Origin of the sequence: Zwartia panacis, assembly GCF_030410395.1 — a bacterium.
Lineage (GTDB): Bacteria > Pseudomonadota > Gammaproteobacteria > Burkholderiales > Burkholderiaceae_B > Zwartia > Zwartia panacis.
In genome coordinates, this window is record NZ_JAUHHF010000001.1 from 232,334 (window position 1) to 249,295 (window position 16,962).

The 16,962-nt window shown below is 54.2% G+C and carries 13 protein-coding genes; 4 read left to right on the forward strand and 9 right to left on the reverse strand.

The window, feature by feature from the left end; genetic code table 11:
* Positions 1–86: 86 nt before the first annotated feature.
* From acnA to QWY30_RS01145, 9 genes are all read right to left on the reverse strand, one after another.
* A complete protein-coding gene (gene acnA / locus QWY30_RS01105; RefSeq protein WP_290237452.1) occupies positions 87–2,792 on the reverse strand; it encodes an aconitate hydratase AcnA in 2,706 nt (901 codons plus the stop codon).
* Positions 2,793–2,904: 112 nt separating this feature from the next.
* Complete coding sequence (acnB, locus tag QWY30_RS01110) at positions 2,905–5,484, reverse strand: bifunctional aconitate hydratase 2/2-methylisocitrate dehydratase (RefSeq protein WP_290237453.1); 2,580 nt, start codon at positions 5,482–5,484, stop codon at positions 2,905–2,907.
* Between the two features lie 104 nt (positions 5,485–5,588).
* Positions 5,589–5,861, reverse strand: coding sequence for a GNAT family N-acetyltransferase (locus tag QWY30_RS01115; protein ID WP_290237455.1), 273 nt, complete (start codon positions 5,859–5,861; stop codon positions 5,589–5,591).
* A complete protein-coding gene (locus tag QWY30_RS01120) occupies positions 5,861–6,253 on the reverse strand; it encodes a hypothetical protein (RefSeq protein WP_290237457.1) in 393 nt (130 codons plus the stop codon). The genes QWY30_RS01115 and QWY30_RS01120 overlap by 1 nt, the downstream gene beginning before the upstream one ends.
* Before the next feature lie 36 nt (positions 6,254–6,289).
* Positions 6,290–7,471, reverse strand: coding sequence for a 2-methylaconitate cis-trans isomerase PrpF (prpF, locus tag QWY30_RS01125; RefSeq protein WP_290237459.1), 1,182 nt, complete (start codon positions 7,469–7,471; stop codon positions 6,290–6,292).
* 22 nt (positions 7,472–7,493) lie between these two features.
* A complete protein-coding gene (gene acnD, locus QWY30_RS01130) occupies positions 7,494–10,088 on the reverse strand; it encodes a Fe/S-dependent 2-methylisocitrate dehydratase AcnD (RefSeq protein WP_290237461.1) in 2,595 nt (864 codons plus the stop codon).
* Between the two features lie 14 nt (positions 10,089–10,102).
* Positions 10,103–11,302 carry a bifunctional 2-methylcitrate synthase/citrate synthase gene (gene prpC / locus QWY30_RS01135; protein WP_290237464.1) on the reverse strand — a complete coding sequence of 400 codons (1,200 nt, stop codon included), beginning with the start codon at positions 11,300–11,302 and terminating at the stop codon, positions 10,103–10,105.
* A 19-nt stretch (positions 11,303–11,321) separates the two neighbouring features.
* Positions 11,322–12,215 carry a methylisocitrate lyase gene (gene prpB / locus QWY30_RS01140; protein WP_290237466.1) on the reverse strand — a complete coding sequence of 298 codons (894 nt, stop codon included), beginning with the start codon at positions 12,213–12,215 and terminating at the stop codon, positions 11,322–11,324.
* An 84-nt stretch (positions 12,216–12,299) separates the two neighbouring features.
* Entirely contained in the window at positions 12,300–13,289 is a 990-nt protein-coding gene (locus QWY30_RS01145) for a malate dehydrogenase (protein WP_290237468.1), read from the reverse strand.
* A 228-nt stretch (positions 13,290–13,517) separates the two neighbouring features.
* On the opposite strand from QWY30_RS01145, the gene QWY30_RS01150 reads away from it, so the two are divergent.
* The 4 genes from QWY30_RS01150 to sdhA all read left to right on the forward strand — a co-directional run bounded on the left by QWY30_RS01150 (position 13,518) and on the right by sdhA (position 16,954).
* Positions 13,518–14,288: a GntR family transcriptional regulator gene (locus tag QWY30_RS01150; RefSeq protein WP_290237470.1), complete on the forward strand. Its 771-nt coding sequence runs from the start codon at positions 13,518–13,520 to the stop codon at positions 14,286–14,288.
* A 90-nt stretch (positions 14,289–14,378) separates the two neighbouring features.
* A complete protein-coding gene (sdhC, locus tag QWY30_RS01155) occupies positions 14,379–14,789 on the forward strand; it encodes a succinate dehydrogenase, cytochrome b556 subunit (protein ID WP_290237472.1) in 411 nt (136 codons plus the stop codon).
* Positions 14,789–15,172, forward strand: coding sequence for a succinate dehydrogenase, hydrophobic membrane anchor protein (sdhD, locus tag QWY30_RS01160; RefSeq protein ID WP_290195056.1), 384 nt, complete (start codon positions 14,789–14,791; stop codon positions 15,170–15,172). Before sdhC ends, sdhD begins: the two co-directional genes overlap by 1 nt.
* Before the next feature lie 3 nt (positions 15,173–15,175).
* A complete protein-coding gene (gene sdhA / locus QWY30_RS01165; protein ID WP_290237474.1) occupies positions 15,176–16,954 on the forward strand; it encodes a succinate dehydrogenase flavoprotein subunit in 1,779 nt (592 codons plus the stop codon).
* The last annotated feature ends 8 nt before the right edge of the window (positions 16,955–16,962 follow it).

Consider the following 16,962-nt stretch of genomic DNA (forward strand, 5'->3'; position numbering starts at 1 on the left):
TGCGTGCCTGCCGACAAAAGGAGACTAGTGTAACGAACTATCCTCCACTCATCGGCGGGTCACGGGATCAGGTCAAAATTCCCCTTTTATGCGGCGATTAACTGCCTCAGGACAAAGGGCAAAATCCCGCCGTGTTGGTAGTAGTCCACTTCGATTGGGGTATCGATACGCAGAAGCACAGGGATACTTTGTTTGGAGCCGTCTGGTCGGTGAATCACAAGGGTGACATCTTGTTGCGGCACGATGCCGTTTTCGAGTCCCTCGACATCAAACGTTTCCGCACCCGTCAGGCCCAGGGAGACAGCGCTATCCTGACCCTTGAACTGCAGGGGAAGCACACCCATTCCGACCAGGTTGCTGCGGTGAATGCGCTCAAAGCTCCGTGCAATCACGGCTTTGACTCCCAGCAGTTGCGTGCCTTTCGCCGCCCAGTCGCGCGACGAACCTGTGCCGTACTCTTCACCGCCAAAAACGACAGATGGAACACCATCTGCGACGTACTTCATCGCCGCGTCGTAAATCGAGACTTGTTCACCGCCTGGCTGCAATAGCGTTTGGCCACCTTCGACACGCGAGCCATCCGGTCTGGCGGGAATCATCAGATTTTTGATGCGCACATTGGCAAAGGTGCCGCGCATCATGATTTCGTGATTGCCACGTCGTGAGCCATAGCTGTTGAAATCCGCTTTTTGAACGCCATGCGCAAGCAGCCATTGACCGGCTGGTGAGGCTTCGCTGATGGAGCCTGCAGGAGAAATGTGATCAGTGGTCACAGAGTCACCAAAGATGCCAAGGGTGCGAGCCCCGCGGATCGCAGGCATTGGTTTTGGCTGCATCGTGAAGTCGTCGAAAAACGGCGGTTCGGCAATATAGGTCGAGCTCGGCCAGTCGTAGACATCCCCATTGACGCCTTCGATGTTTTGCCAAAGTTTGCCAGGCTTTTTCTCAACCTTGGCATAGTTGGCGCGGAACACTTTGGGATCCATCGCAAACTTCATCAGCTTTTCAACTTCTTTGGCGCTTGGCCAAATATCGCCCAGGTAAACCGGGCCTTTTTTGCCATCGCCCACAGGTTCGGTCATTAAATCGCGCATCATGTTGCCCGCCAAAGCGTAGGCGACCACAAGCGGAGGCGAGGCCAGGAAGTTGGCTTTCAGATTCGGGTGGATGCGGGCTTCGAAGTTTCTGTTACCCGACAATACCGCAGCACAGATTAGATCGTTGTCGATAATGGCTTGATTGAAGTCAGCAGCCAAATCACCTGCGTTGCCGATACAGGTTGTGCACCCGTACGCGGCGACATCAAAACCCAATTGCTCCAGATAGGGCAGAAGACCCGCGCGCTCCAGATACTCCGTGACAACACGGGATCCGGGGGCAAGCGATGTTTTGACATGCGCAGGGACTTTGAGGCCGGCCTTAACCGCTTTTTTGGCAAGCAGGCCAGCGGCCAGCATCACGCTTGGGTTGGAGGTGTTCGTACAAGACGTAATACCCGCAATCAAAATGTCGCCGTTATGGAGGGTTTTGCCCGTTGCAGTCGTAAAACCTTTGCTGAGTTTGGCGGCGGGTTGATTGAAGCCGTTGTCAGCGATGGGTTTGGAAAACAGTTTTTTGAAGGTTTTTTTGACCTCGCCGATTTCGATCCTGTCTTGTGGGCGTTTAGGACCCGCGAGTGAGGGGACGACGGAACCAAGATCGAGTTTGACGACTTTGGTGTAGTTGATATCGGCGGCGTTAGGCACGCCAAACATTTGCTGCGCCTTGAAGTAGGCCTCGAGGGCTTGTACCTCGTCTTTCGTGCGGCCGGTACCCTCGAAATATTCAATCGTGCGTTGATCAACAGGGAAAAATCCCATGGTCGCGCCGTACTCGGGCGCCATATTGCCGATTGTGGCACGGTCTGTGACGGACAACTTGGCTGTCCCGGGGCCACAAAATTCGACAAACTTACCGACCACCTTTTCTTTGCGCAAGAGTTCTGTAATGGTCAGTACAAGGTCGGTCGCGGTCACGCCGCCGCGCAATTCGCCGGTCAACTCCACCCCGACGACGTCGGGCGTTAAAAAGTACACGGGCTGCCCGAGCATCCCTGCCTCGGCTTCGATGCCACCTACACCCCATCCCACGACACCAATGCCGTTGATCATGGTGGTGTGGCTGTCCGTCCCGACCAGTGAGTCAGGATAGTAGACATCGTTCTTTTTATCGTAGTGGACTCCGCGCGCCAAATATTCCAGGTTGATCTGATGAACAATCCCAAAGCCCGGAGGTACTACGCCAAAGGTATCAAAAGCTTGCATCCCCCACTTAAGGAACTGATAGCGCTCCTTATTGCGCGCGAACTCGACCTTCATGTTGAGATCCAGCGCGTTCTTGGTACCGAAATAGTCGATCATGACCGAGTGGTCGACGACTAAGTCGACAGGTACCAAGGGTTCGATGGATTTCGCCTCTTTGCCCATTTTCTGGGCGACTGCACGCATCGCCGCAAGATCAGCCAGTAAGGGGACACCTGTAAAGTCTTGCAACACCACACGTGCCACGACAAACGGGATTTCCAGTTCGCGTTTGCTGTTGGGTTTCCAGCCAGCGAGTTCACGGATGTGGCTTTCTGTGACTTTTTTACCGTCGCAATGACGCATGACGGATTCCAGCACGATTCGCAGGGAGACTGGCAGACGGGAAATGTCAATGCCTAGTGCCTCGCCCAGTGCGGGGAGGGAGTAAAAATGGGCATGTTTTTTGCCGATTTTGAATTTTTTAAGCGTGTTCAGTGTGTCGTGTTTCATGGCGTACGCTCCTGGGTGTTGATGTCTTTATCCTACACCAGCCACACGCTCTGCGTACAATAAAAAATCCCCCTGTGAGGACATCCACAGGGGGATTAGAGATCGAGCAGACTTAGATGGCGTCTGCTACATCTTTGTAGTCAGGAATTTGATCAAAATTCAGATACTTGTAGATTTCGGCGCTGCTGTTTTTCAGTACGCCCATATCCGCCATGTACTCTTCTTTGGTCGGGATACGGCCAAGTTTCGAGCAAATCGCTGCCAATTCGGCTGAGCCCAGATACACATTGGTATTTTTGCCCAGACGGTTGGGGAAGTTACGCGTGCTGGTGGACATCACGGTTGCACCTTCGCGGACTTGAGCCTGGTTACCCATGCACAGCGAGCATCCAGGTGACTCTGTACGCGCGCCGGCTGTGCCAAACACGCCGTAGTGACCTTCCTCGGTCAGCTGGGCCGCATCCATCTTGGTCGGTGGTGCGATCCAGAGCTTGACGGGCATGTCGCGCTTACCTTCGAGCAGCTTGGAGGCGGCACGGAAGTGACCGATATTAGTCATGCAGCTACCGATGAACACCTCGTCGATCTTGGCGCCGGCGACTTCAGACAACATTTTGACGTCATCTGGATCGTTGGGGCAGGCCACGATTGGCTCATGGATATCAGCCAGATCGATTTCGATGACGGCGGCGTACTCAGCATCCGCATCGGGTTCGAGCAGCTGTGGGTTGGCAAGCCAGGCTTCCATGGCTTGGATACGGCGCTTGAGGCTGCGCTCGTCTTCGTAACCATTGGCAATCATCCACTTCAACATGACGATGTTGCTGTTGATGTATTCGATGATGGGTTCTTTGTTCAGGCGAACAGTACAGCCCGCAGCGGAGCGTTCGGCTGACGCGTCCGACAATTCGAAAGCCTGCTCGGCCTTGAGATCAGGCAAACCTTCGATTTCGAGAATGCGACCTGAGAAGATATTTTTCTTGTTTTGCTTGTCAACGGTCAGCAGACCAGCTTTGATGGCGTACAGAGGAATCGCGCTCACCAAATCACGCAGCGTGACACCGGGTTGCATTTTGCCTTTGAAACGCACCAACACTGACTCTGGCATGTCCAGAGGCATCACGCCTGTCGCGGCGGCAAAGGCCACCAGACCGGAGCCAGCTGGAAAGCTGATACCGATCGGGAAACGCGTGTGTGAGTCGCCGCCAGTACCGACTGTGTCGGGCAACAGCATGCGGTTGAGCCACGAGTGAATCACACCGTCACCTGGACGCAGTGAAATGCCACCACGATTGCTCATGAACTCTGGCAGAGTGTGGTGTGTTTTGACGTCCACAGGCTTGGGATAAGCCGAGGTGTGACAAAACGATTGCATGACCAGGTCGGCGGAGAAGCCCAGACAAGCGAGGTCTTTCAACTCGTCGCGTGTCATCGGACCAGTGGTGTCCTGGCTGCCGACTGAAGTCATCTTGGGTTCGCAGTAAGCACCTGGGCGCACGCCCTGACCTTCAGGCAGACCACATGCGCGGCCGACCATTTTCTGAGCCAGTGTGAAACCTTTTTTGGATGCTGCAGGATTTTGTGGCAAGCGGAACAGCGTCGATGGGGGCAGACCCAATGCTTCGCGCGCTTTGCCCGTGAGGCCACGACCGATGATCAAGGGAATACGACCACCTGCGCGAACCTCATCGAACAAGACTTCGGACTTGACTTGAAACTTGGCGATGACCTTGCCGTCTTTGAGTGCCTCACCGTCATAAGGACGCAACTCGATCACATCGCCCATGTTCATGTTGGAGACATCGAGCTCGATGGGCAGGGCGCCTGCGTCTTCCATGGTGTTGTAAAAAATAGGCGCGATTTTGCTACCCAGACAAACACCTCCAAAGCGCTTGTTTGGCACAAAAGGGATGTCTTCGCCGGTAAACCACAGTACCGAATTTGTCGCGGATTTGCGCGAGGAACCTGTACCGACCACATCGCCGACGTAGGCAACCAGGTTGCCTTTTTTCTTGAGGTCATTGATGAAATTGATCGGGCCCGTTTTGCCGGGTTCTTGAGGCTCGATACCGGGACGGGGATTCTTGAGCATCGCCAAGGCGTGCAGAGGAATGTCGGGGCGACTCCAGGCATCTGGTGCGGGGGACAAGTCGTCCGTATTGGTTTCGCCCGTGACCTTGAAGACCGTGACTTTGAGGCTCTTGGGCACTTCGGGGCGGCTGGTAAACCACTCGGCATCGGCCCAGCTCTGCATCACAGCTTTGGCGTTGGCGTTACCTTGAGCGGCTTTTTCTTTGACGTCGTGAAAGGCGTCAAACATCAGCAGTGTTTTCTTCAGTCCATCGGCAGCGATCGTGCCGACGTCTTTGTCGTCGAGCAGTTCGACCAAAGGTCCGATGTTGTAACCACCCAGCATAGTGCCCAGCAACTCAGTGGCCTTAGCGCGTGTGATCAACGGACACTTTTCCTTGCCCAGTGCGACTGCTGCAAGATATGAAGCTTTGACTTTAGCGGCATCATCCACGCCTGCGGGTACGCGGTGCGTGATGAGTTCCACGAGTGCATCGCCTTCGCCTGCTGGTGGAGCTTTGAGCAGTTCGATCAGGTCAGCGGTCTGCTGAGCCGAGAGTGGAAGGGGAGGAATACCAAGGGCTGCGCGTTCGGCAACGTGTTGGCGATAGGCTTGTAGCATGTGAGCGCCTTTCTATGTGGTGAAGAATGGATTGATTGTAGAGGGAAGACACCGGTGTCGCAAGTGTCTTATATCTTATATAAGACTATAAAATAAAGTAAAACTTAATTCACGAGCGAGGCGTATTCAGGATGCTTTTTGATGTACGCCGCGACGTAGCTGCATTGAGGGATGACCTTCCAGTTTTGTGAACGGGCATAGTCCAGCGCAAACTTGGTGATGTCTGCGGCTAAACCACGTCCGCCCAGCTCATTTGGAACGCCGGTATGCGTCACGGTCATAACTTTATTGTGCAAGGTGTAGTCCAGCACGCAACGGTGGCCTTCGAGCTTAAGCTCGAAGCAGTGTCCGGCGATGTTGTGTTCGATCGTATTCATTAGTTGGATCCAATGATTAAAAGAGCCCAAAGTCCAAGCATGGCAATCAGTCCGACCGCACAGCTTCCCCACATCCCCACGATTGGCCAGCGAACGCTCATGGGCAAGTTGATCGGGTCAACGTGCGACAACAAACGATTGGCATTGCTGGCAAAAGAAGCGGTCGATTTATGAAAAAGGATACGTAAAAAATAGTCTAGTGTGATCGTCAGTCGAATACTGATGGGCAGATCCGCGAACCTACGTTCACGCAAGTATGGGTGCTTAAAGCGCGCGTTGACCTCGTCGATTTTGAAAAACCACAAATACGCCCCGGAGATAAAAAATACAAAGGAGCAGGTGATGAAAAACGTAAAGGTCAGAACGAGCGCATGGGAAAAATATTGTTGCATACAGCCTACTAGATGTTTAAGAAATATCCGCTTGCATTAACCAGGAACGCGAACCCAGCCTTCCATCAGCACACGTGCGCTGCGGCTCATGATGGCTTTGGTCACCTGCCACTCGCCGTCGATTTGTGAGGCTTGGGCGCCAACACGCAACGTCCCTGAGGGGTGGCCAAAACGGACGGCATCCAGATTGCCACCACCAGCCGCCAGGTTGACAAGTGTGCCCGGAATGGCGGCAGCGGTTCCGATCGCCACAGCGGCCGTTCCCATCATGGCGTGGTGCAGCTTACCCATGGATAAGGCGCGTACCAACACATTGATATCCGAGGCAGAGATTTTTTTACCGCTCGAGGCGACGTAGTCAGCGGGCTTGGCGACAAAAGCGACTTTGGGTGTGTGCTGTCGCTTGGCCGCCTCTTCGAGCTGGCTGATCAGACCCATGCGCAGCGCACCGTGGGCACGAATCTTTTCAAACATCTCAAGCGCTTTGGGGTCGCCATTGATGTCATCCTGTAGTTCGGTGCCCTTGTAACCAATCGCCTCGGCATTGAGAAAGATCGTCGGAATACCCGCGTTGATCATGGTCGCTTTGAGTGTGCCGACACCCGGCACCACGAGATCATCCACAAGATTGCCAGTCGGGAACATCGCACCGCCGCCACCTTCTTCTTCGGCAGCTGGATCCATAAATTCAAGCTGAACCTCGGCGGCCGGGAAGGTGACACCATCGAGCTCAAAATCACCTGTTTCCTGAACGGCACCGTCAGTCATCTGCACATGCGAAATAATGGTTTTGCCGATATTGGCTTGCCAGATCCGCACGGTCGCGATGCCATTTTTCGGGATGCGGGCAGGATCAACGAGACCATTGCTGATACTAAAGGGACCGACCGCCGCGGATAGGTTGCCGCAGTTGCCGCTCCAGTCGATAAAAGGCTTGTCGATCGAGACCTGGCCAAACAGATAATCCACGTCATGATCAGGGCGTGAACTTTTTGCCAGAATCACGGTTTTGCTGGTGCTCGAAGTCGCCGCCCCCATGCCATCCGTTTGCTTGCCGTAGGGGTCCGGACTGCCAATCACACGCATCAGCAAGGCATCGCGCGCCGCACCCGGCACTTGAGCGGCTGCGGGCAAGTCTTGTAGACGAAAGAAAACGCCCTTGCTTGTGCCGCCGCGCATATAAGTGGCAGGTACTTTGATTTGAGGTGCGTGCGCCATGTGTATGTTTCCTGATAGATGTTTAAGCCGCTGCGTTGGACTCTAAAAAGTCTTGTGCGAAACGTTGCAAGACGCCGCCTGCTTCGTAAATCGAGACTTCCTCCGCTGTGTCCAGACGACAGGTCATCGGAACCTCGAGGCGCTCACCATTTTTCCGCGTGATGACCAGAGTTAAGGTTGCGAGAGGTGTAGGCTTTCCAAGCACGTCATAGATTTCGGTGCCGTCCAGGTTCAGAGTCTTGCGATTCACACCGGGTTTGAACTCGAGCGGCAAGACACCCATACCCACGAGATTTGTGCGATGGATACGCTCGAAGCCCTCGGCTGCAATCGCTTCAACACCCGCGAGCCGAACGCCTTTGGCCGCCCAGTCACGCGAAGAGCCCTGACCATAGTCCGCACCCGCGACGATAATTAATGGCTGCTTGCGTTCCATGTAGGTTTCGATTGCTTCCCACATGCGGGTGACCTTGCCTTCGGGTTCAATGCGCGCAAGCGAACCTTGTTTGACCTGACCGTTTTCCACTGCCATTTCATTGATCAGCTTCGGATTGGCAAACGTCGCGCGTTGCGCGGTCAGATGATCGCCACGGTGCGTCGCATACGAGTTGAAGTCTTCTTCGGGCAGCCCCATCTTCTCTAGGTATTCGCCAGCAGCACTATTGCGCATGATGGCGTTTGAGGGAGACAGGTGATCCGTGGTGATGTTGTCACCGAGCAAAGCCAGTGGACGCATGCCTTTTAATTGACGGACACCCGCGAGAGCGCCTTCCCAATAAGGGGGACGACGGATATAAGTACTCTGTGGACGCCAGTCATACAGAGGGCTGAGCTTTTCACCTGTATCCACTGTTGCGGCGAACATGGGCTCGTAAACTTTGCGGAACTGTTCGGGTTTGACGCTGGCTTTGACGATGGCATCGATTTCTTCGTCAGAGGGCCAGATATCCTTGAGCATGACGGGTTTGCCTTGCTGGTCGTGACCCAGCACATCGCGCTCGATGTCAAAACGGATCGTGCCTGCGATCGCATAAGCCACTACGAGTGGGGGCGAGGCCAGAAAGGCCTGTTTCGCATAGGGGTGAATGCGACCGTCAAAGTTACGGTTTCCGGATAAAACGGCAGTCGCATAGAGATCGCGATCGATGATTTCCTGTTGGATCACGGGGTCGAGCGCGCCGCTCATGCCGTTACAGGTCGTGCAGGCAAAGGCCACAATGCCAAAGCCGAGTTTTTCCAGTTCGGGCAAAAGCTTTGCGTCGTCGAGGTAAAGCTCGACAGTTTTCGAGCCTGGTGCAAGAGAACTCTTGACCCAGGGCTTGCGTGTCAGTCCGCGTGCGTTGGCATTGCGCGCCAAAAGACCCGCGGCGATGACGTTGCGCGGATTGCTTGTGTTGGTGCAGCTTGTGATCGCGGCAATAATGACTGCTCCATCAGGCATGAGGCCAGGTTCATTTTCAACCTTTCCGGAAATGCCTTTGGCAGCCAGATCAGTGGTCGCCACGCGTCGGTGGGGATTGGAAGGGCCGGCGATGTTTCGAACCACCGTTGACAGATCGAAACGCAGTACGCGCTCATATTCCGCCGTTTTCAGGCTGTCTGCCCAGAGGCCGGCTTGCTTGGCATACGTTTCGACGAGCTTGACTTGCTCGGCTTCGCGACCGGTCAAGGTCAGGTAGTCGATTGTTTGCTGATCGATATAGAACATTGCCGCAGTCGCGCCATACTCAGGCGTCATGTTGGAGATCGTTGCACGGTCACCTAAGGTCAGGTGTGCCGCGCCTTCTCCAAAAAACTCCAAGTAAGACGAAACGACTTTTTGATGACGTAAAAATTCGGTGAGCGCCAACACTAAGTCGGTTGCAGTGATGCCGGGCTGCAGTTTGCCTGTCAGCTCTACACCAATAATGTCGGGTAGTCTCATCCATGAGGCGCGACCGAGCATGACGCTTTCCGCCTCAAGTCCACCCACACCAATCGCAATCACACCGAGTGCGTCAACATGTGGCGTATGACTGTCTGTACCGACTAAGGTGTCTGGAAAGGCAACGCCATCTTGGGCGTGGACAACAGGCGACATGCGTTCCAGATTGATCTGGTGCATGATGCCGTTACCGGGAGGAATGACGTCGACGTTTTTGAAGGTCTTTTTTGTCCAGTTAATAAAATGGAAGCGATCTTCGTTGCGACGGTCTTCGATGGCACGGTTTTTTTCAAACGCATCGGGGTCGAATCCCCCACATTCGACAGCCAGAGAGTGATCGACAATTAATTGTGTCGGTACCACCGGGTTGACGAGTGCGGGATCTCCCCCTTGCGCTGCGATCGCATCCCTCAACCCTGCCAGGTCGACTAATGCAGTTTGTCCAAGGATGTCATGACAAACGACTCTGGCGGGAAACCAGGGAAAATCCAGATCGCGTTTGCGTTCGATGATTTGCGTCAGCGAAGCCACGAGTGTCGCGGGGTCGCAGCGACGCACGAGATTTTCAGCCAGCACACGCGAGGTGTAGGGCAGTTTGTCATACGCACCCGGCTTGATGGCATCGACAGCCGCACGGGTGTCAAAATAATCAAGCTTAGTGCCTGGAAGAGGTTTGCGATACGCAGTGTTCATATTTTCTATGCCGATTAACGACGCTTGGCGAGTGGAACGAATTTCTGATCGTCGGGACCGGTGTAGTTAGCTGCCGGACGAATGATCTTGTTGTCGATACGCTGCTCGATGATGTGCGCTGACCAGCCCGCCGTTCGCGCGATCACGAACAGAGGGGTGAACATCGCAGTGGGTACGCCCATCATGTGATAGGACACAGCGGAGAACCAGTCGAGGTTGGCGAACATTTTTTTCGCATCCCACATCACGGCCTCAAGGCGATCCGCGATGTCATACATTTTGGTTGTGCCGGCTTTCTTTGAAAGGCGCAACGCCACTTCTTTGATGACTTTGTTGCGTGGATCAGAGATCGTGTAGACGGGATGGCCAAAGCCGATGATGACCTCTTTGTTTTCGACACGCGCGCGCACGTCGGCTTCAGCTTCGTCCGGGGTTTCATAACGCTTTTGCACTTCAAAAGCCACCTCGTTGGCGCCACCGTGCTTGGGGCCGCGCAGCGCGCCAATGCCGCCAGCGATGGCCGAGTACATGTCGGAGCCTGTTCCAGCAATCACGCGGCAGGTGAATGTTGAAGCGTTGAATTCGTGCTCTGCGTAAAGAATGAGGGAAGTATGCATGGCACGGACCCAGTCAGCATTGGGTTTTTTGCCGTGGAGCAGGTGCAGGAAGTGTGCGCCGATCGAGTCATCATCTGTTTGTACATCGATGATGCGACCATTGTGACTAAAGTGGTACCAGTAAAGCAGGGCTGAGCCCAGACTGGCCATCAAGCGGTCCGCGATATCACGTGCGTCGGGAATATTGTGATCGTCTTTTTCTGGCAGGATGCAGCCAAGTGCCGAAGCCGCTGTGCGCATCACATCCATGGGATGGCTGGCCGCAGGCAATGATTCGAGAATGGTTTGCAACTGTGCGGGCAGACCTCGCATTGAGCGCAATTTTTCTTTGTAGGCGGCGAGCTCAGCCTTGTTTGGAAGTTTGCCGTGAATCAGTAAGTGCGCGATTTCCTCGAATTCGCTCGTATCGGCGAAGTCCAGAATATCGTAGCCGCGGTAGTGCAGATCATTGCCGCTGCGACCGACTGTGCAAAGCGCGGTGTTACCGGCAGTCACGCCAGAAAGCGCAACGGATTTTTTGGGTTTGAAGGCGGGCGCAGCAGTTTCGACAGCTTTAGCAGGCGCTGCGCGTTTTGCCGTTTTCTTGGTCGTGGCCATGTGTGATTTCCTCAATAAATTATTTGGATTTGCCCTGAGCGAACAAAGCGTCGAGTTTGCCTTCGAATTCGTGATAATTGATGCGGTCGTACAACTCGTCACGGGTTTGCATGATGTCGATCACATTGCGCTGGTGGCCATCACGTCGGATCGCGGTGTAGACAGTTTCAGCCGCTTTGTTCATGGCACGGAAGGCGGACAGCGGGTAGAGCACCATGCCAACACCAGAGCCGCGCAATTCATCCACTGAAAAGAGCGGTGTTTTGCCGAATTCTGTAATGTTTGCAAGCAATGGGACGTCAACGGCTTTTGAGAACTTTTCAAATGTCGCCAGGTCGTAGGCCGCTTCGGCAAAAATCGCATCGGCACCTGCTTCAACGCAGGCAATCGCGCGCTCGATCGCGGCATCGACGCCATGTGAGGCGATCGCATCAGTGCGAGCAATCAGATAAAAGCTGTCATCGGTGCGTGCGTCGGCTGCTGCTTTGACGCGGTCGCGCATTTCTTCAGTCGAAACAATTTCTTTGCCTGGGCGATGTCCGCAGCGTTTAGCGCCGACCTGGTCTTCAATGTGGCATCCGGCTGCGCCAAACTTGCTCAAACTTTGAATGGTGCGAGCGATGTTGAACGCCGAGGGGCCAAAGCCGGTATCGATATCAACGATCAGGGGCGTATCGCATACATCCGTGATGCGGCGCACATCAGTCAGCACGTCGTCAAGCGTATTGATCCCCAGGTCCGGTAATCCCAGAGAGCCAGCTGCGACTCCGCCACCAGAGAGGTAAATAGCCTTAAAGCCGGCGCGCTTGGCGAGCAAAGCATGGTTGGCGTTGATCGCACCGATGATTTGCAATGGTTTTTCGGCGGCGAGCGCTTCGCGAAACCGTTGACCGGCGGGAACTTGTTTGGGCATGATGATCTCCGTGACGAATATTTATTTTTTAAAGATTGATCTTATTAAAAAAATGGGCCCTCATGGGGCCCATTAACTCGATGCTTACTTGAGCAAATGAGCGACTGCGTCGCGCTCTTCGATCAATTCTTTCAGCGTGAGATCCATACGCTCACGTGAGAACGCATCAACCTCGAGACCTGTGACGCGGTGGTATTCGCCACCTTCGCAAGTCACTGGCACGCCATACATGACGCCTTCGGGGATGCCATAGCTTCCGTCGGAAGGAACACCCATGGTGACCCATTTACCGTTTGTACCCAACACCCAGTCGCGCACATGGTCGATTGCGGCGTTGGCTGCCGATGCGGCAGAGGACAGACCGCGCGCTTCGATGATTGCCGCGCCACGCTTGCCGACTGTAGGCAAGAAAACGTCGCGGTTCCAGGCTGCATCATTGATCAGTTTTTGAACGCTCTGGCCTCCGATTGTTGCGAAACGGTAATCCGCGTACATTGTGGGAGAGTGGTTGCCCCAGACCGCCAGCTTTTGAATTTCGGCGACAGGCTTGCCCATCTTACTGGCCAACTGCGACAAGGCGCGGTTGTGATCGAGGCGCAACATGGCAGTGAAGTTTTTGGCAGGCAGGTCCGGTGCCGACTTCATTGCGATGTAGGCGTTGGTGTTGGCGGGGTTGCCGACAACCAGTACTTTGACATTACGGTTTGCGACCGCGTTCAGCGCTTTGCCCTGTGCAGTGAAAATCGCGGCGTTCACCGCGAGCAAGTCCGCGCGCTCCATACCGGGGCCGCGTGGGCGTGAACCGACTAACAGTGCGACTTCAACGTCTTTGAATGCTTCGAGGGGATCGCTGTGTGCTGTCATCGATTGCAGCAAGGGAAATGCGCAATCATCAAGCTCCATCATCACGCCCTTGAGCGCCTTTTGGGCTTTCTCATCCGGGATTTCCAGCAGCTGCAAGATAACAGGCTGGTCTTTGCCAAGCATTTCACCTGAAGCAATACGGAACAAAAGGGCGTAACCAATCTGGCCAACTGCACCAGTAACCGCAACACGCACGGCGGGTTTGGACATAACGATCTCCGAAAGGACTGAGAGGATTGTAAGAAGGGGAAATAAAGAGTTTAGCTTTTTTGCGCAACCCGTTTTTTAGGCGGCCTGGCAGGGGGCGACACGTTGACGAATGCTAAAGCAAACACGCAGTGTTCGTCAACATTCTTATATCTTATATAAGACACAAGAGTAATGGACTTTCGCTGAGGGCTATGCCACAATGCGACATGATATTTCAGAGCCCTTCAGATGTCTGACAGTTCTCGCGCCCGTGCTGCTTTGGTCGAATCAGTTCCAACTACTGCGGCGGCTTTTAGTCCGCTTTATCAGCAGATCAAGTCTCTGCTGGTTAAGTCGCTTGACGCCGGCGAATGGAAGCCGGGCGAGGCCATTCCCAGTGAAATCGAGCTTGCCGCCCGTTTTCAGGTGAGTCAGGGAACCGTGCGTAAAGCGGTCGATGAATTGGCCGCTGAAAATTTATTGTTCAGACGTCAGGGAAAGGGAACGTTCGTGGCGACGCATCTGGAGCCCAGGGTACGTTTCAGATTTCTGAGGCTTGCGCCGAACGAAGGCGCGCCCGAGCCGGCTCAAAGCAAAGTTCTGGATTGTCGTCGTATCCGTGCGAATGCCGAAATCGCGCGGGCGCTCGAAATCAAATCGGGTGATCCGGTTGTGGCTATTCGCCGCTTACTTTCATTTTCCGATACCCCTACAGTTGTTGATGATATTTATTTGCCAGGTGCGCTCTTCAAGGGATTGACTGCAGATCTGCTCAACGATTACTCCGGACCGCTTTATGGTTTGTTCGAGTCAGAGTTTGGCATCAACATGGTGCGTGCCGAAGAAAAGCTTCGCGCCATTGCGGCTCCCGATGACGTTGCGCTTGCATTGGGTGTCGCCCCCTCAATACCCCTACTTTGTGTGGAGCGAATTTCTTACACCTACGGAAACCGTCCTGTAGAATTACGTATCGGTCATTATGTGACTAATGAGTATTATTATCGTAATAGCTTGAATTAATTATATATTTTTGCTGATTTGAATGCAGTCTCTACATGAGCGAAAATAGCGTGTTTTCCCTTATCCAACTGTTCTACGTTCGAGGTCGTTATGTCTGACACAGCTAACAAGCCGCGTCCTCAGTTTCGTAACATTAATGTTACAGACTTGATGGCGTATCGCTTGCCAATGGCCGGAAAAGTCTCCATTCTCCATCGAGTGAGTGGTGCTTTGCTCTTTTTGTGCTTGCCTTTCCTGATCGCGCTCTTTGCGATGAGTTTTGTCAGCCAGGCCGGTTTCAACGCATTGGCAATGGTGATCGGTCACCCGATCGTCAAGGTGATTCTGTTGGTCCTGATTTGGGGCTACCTCCACCATTTCTGTGCAGGCATTCGTTACCTGATCCTCGACTTGCATATTGGCGTCGACAAAGAGTCTGCTGCTAAAAGCGCGAGTCTTGTCATGGGCGTGAGCCTGGCGCTGACCCTCGTTTTCGGTCTCAAATTATTCGGAGTGTGGTAATGGTTCCCGTCGAAAAAATTGGTCCCAAGCGTCTGGTAGTTGGCGCACATTACGGCACAGGCGAATTCATTGCCCAGCGTGTGACCGCCATCATTCTTGCGGTATACACCCTCGTGTTGCTGATTGGCATTCTGACAATGTCGGGCTTCACGTACGAGGGCTGGAAAAACCTCTTTACTTTTACTGTGCTGTTCATGCCTTTGGGTCAGATTCTTGCCACGCTCGCCATGTTTTCGCTGGCTTGGCACGCTTGGATTGGCGTGCGAGACATCTGGATGGATTACATCAAACCCGTTGGTCTTCGTATTTTTTTACTGGTCCTGACTATCCTGTGGTTGGTCGGTTCGGTCGTGTACTTCGTACACATCCTCTGGAGAAATTAAGCCGTGGCAGCTGTCAAAACATCTTTACCGCGCCGTCAATTTGATGTGGTGGTCGTGGGTGCCGGCGGAGCCGGTATGCGTTGCTCACTTCAGCTCGCCAATGCGGGCCTGTCGGTAGCCGTTCTTTCCAAAGTCTTTCCTACACGCTCCCACACGGTTGCGGCTCAGGGCGGTATTGGTGCCTCCTTGGGCAACATGAGCGAAGACAACTGGTACTGGCACATGTACGACACCGTCAAGGGTTCAGATTGGCTGGGCGACCAGGACGCCATCGAATTCATGTGCCGCGAGGCGCCCAACGCTGTCTATGAGCTTGAGCACATGGGCATGCCTTTTGACCGTAACCCTGACGGTACGATCTATCAGCGACCCTTCGGCGGTCACACTGCCAATTTCGGTGAAAAGCCCGTGCAGCGCGCATGTGCTGCCGCAGACCGTACCGGTCATGCTCTTTTGCATACCCTTTATCAGCGTAACGTGGCTTCACGCACTCAGTTTTTCGTGGAGTGGATGGCGCTTGACCTGATTCGCAACGATGCGGGCGATGTCCTGGGTGTGACAGCCCTCGAGATGGAAACCGGCGAAATCTATATTTTCGAAGCGAAAACGACCGTGATCGCAACGGGCGGTGCAGGACGTATCTGGGCCGCTTCGACTAACGCCTTTATCAATACCGGAGACGGTATGGGCATGGCTGCTCGCGCGGGCATCCCGATGATGGATATGGAGTTCTGGCAGTTCCACCCCACTGGCGTAGCCGGTGCGGGCGTGCTGATCACCGAAGGTGTGCGAGGCGAGGGCGGTATCTTGCTGAACAAAGACGGTGAGCGCTTCATGGAGCGTTACGCGCCCACGCTCAAGGATTTGGCTCCTCGCGACTTCATTTCCCGTTGCATGGATCAGGAAATCAAAGAGGGACGCGGTTGCGGACCCGATGGCTCATACGTTCATCTCAAGCTCGACCACCTTGGTGCAGACGTGATCAACAAGCGTTTGCCTTCGATTCTCGAAATCGGGCACAAGTTCGCCAACGTTGACGCCACCAAAGAGCCCATTCCTGTTGTACCGACCATCCACTATCAGATGGGCGGTATCCCCTGTAATTACAACGGTCAGGTGACAACCTGGGACGGCAAGCAGACCAAGATTGTCAATGGTCTTTACGCAATCGGAGAGTGTTCCGCAACATCGGTACACGGAGCCAACCGTTTGGGTACAAACTCCTTGCTCGATTTGATCGTGTTTGGTCGTGCGGCGGGTAATCACATTGTCGCGGCTCACCTTGAGCGTCAGCATGCGCACCAGCCTTTGCCAATGGAGTCCGTTGACTTTTCGCTTGATCGCGTCAACAAGCTTGAACAACGCAAGACTGGTGAAAAGACGCAGGTCGTTGGTAACGAAATTCGCAACGCCATGCAACAGCATTGCGGCGTATTCCGTACCATGGCCTCTCTCAAAGAGGGTGTGGCCAAGATCGATGCGTTGGCTGAAAAGGTCGACAACATCGCCTTCCAGGACAAATCCAAGGTTTTCAACACGGCACGAATCGAAGCACTCGAACTGAGCAACATGATCGAAGTCGCCCGTTCGACGATTCATTCGGCAGCAGCCCGCACGGAAAGCCGTGGCGCACATGCGCTGGACGACTTCCCAACGCGTGACGATGATAACTGGATCAAGCACACTCTCTGGTATTCCGAAGGCAACCGCCTGGACTACAAGCCCGTGCAGATGCAGCCTCTCACCGTCGAGAGCTTCCCGCCCAAGACTCGTACATTCTAAGTCAGGAT

What these genes read in the sequence shown, in the direction of transcription:
- prpB (WP_290237466.1), bottom strand. Translation starts at nt 12,215, where the DNA reads ATGCCCAAACAAGTTCCCGCCGGTCAACGGTTTCGCGAAGCGCTCGCC.
- QWY30_RS01150 (WP_290237470.1), top strand. Translation starts at nt 13,518, where the DNA reads ATGTCTGACAGTTCTCGCGCCCGTGCTGCTTTGGTCGAATCAGTTCCA.
- QWY30_RS01120 (WP_290237457.1), bottom strand. Translation starts at nt 6,253, where the DNA reads ATGCAACAATATTTTTCCCATGCGCTCGTTCTGACCTTTACGTTTTTC.
- sdhD (WP_290195056.1), top strand. Translation starts at nt 14,789, where the DNA reads ATGGTTCCCGTCGAAAAAATTGGTCCCAAGCGTCTGGTAGTTGGCGCA.
- acnA (WP_290237452.1), bottom strand. Translation starts at nt 2,792, where the DNA reads ATGAAACACGACACACTGAACACGCTTAAAAAATTCAAAATCGGCAAA.
- acnB (WP_290237453.1), bottom strand. Translation starts at nt 5,484, where the DNA reads ATGCTACAAGCCTATCGCCAACACGTTGCCGAACGCGCAGCCCTTGGT.
- acnD (WP_290237461.1), bottom strand. Translation starts at nt 10,088, where the DNA reads ATGAACACTGCGTATCGCAAACCTCTTCCAGGCACTAAGCTTGATTAT.
- QWY30_RS01145 (WP_290237468.1), bottom strand. Translation starts at nt 13,289, where the DNA reads ATGTCCAAACCCGCCGTGCGTGTTGCGGTTACTGGTGCAGTTGGCCAG.
- sdhC (WP_290237472.1), top strand. Translation starts at nt 14,379, where the DNA reads ATGTCTGACACAGCTAACAAGCCGCGTCCTCAGTTTCGTAACATTAAT.
- QWY30_RS01115 (WP_290237455.1), bottom strand. Translation starts at nt 5,861, where the DNA reads ATGAATACGATCGAACACAACATCGCCGGACACTGCTTCGAGCTTAAG.
- prpC (WP_290237464.1), bottom strand. Translation starts at nt 11,302, where the DNA reads ATGGCCACGACCAAGAAAACGGCAAAACGCGCAGCGCCTGCTAAAGCT.
- prpF (WP_290237459.1), bottom strand. Translation starts at nt 7,471, where the DNA reads ATGGCGCACGCACCTCAAATCAAAGTACCTGCCACTTATATGCGCGGC.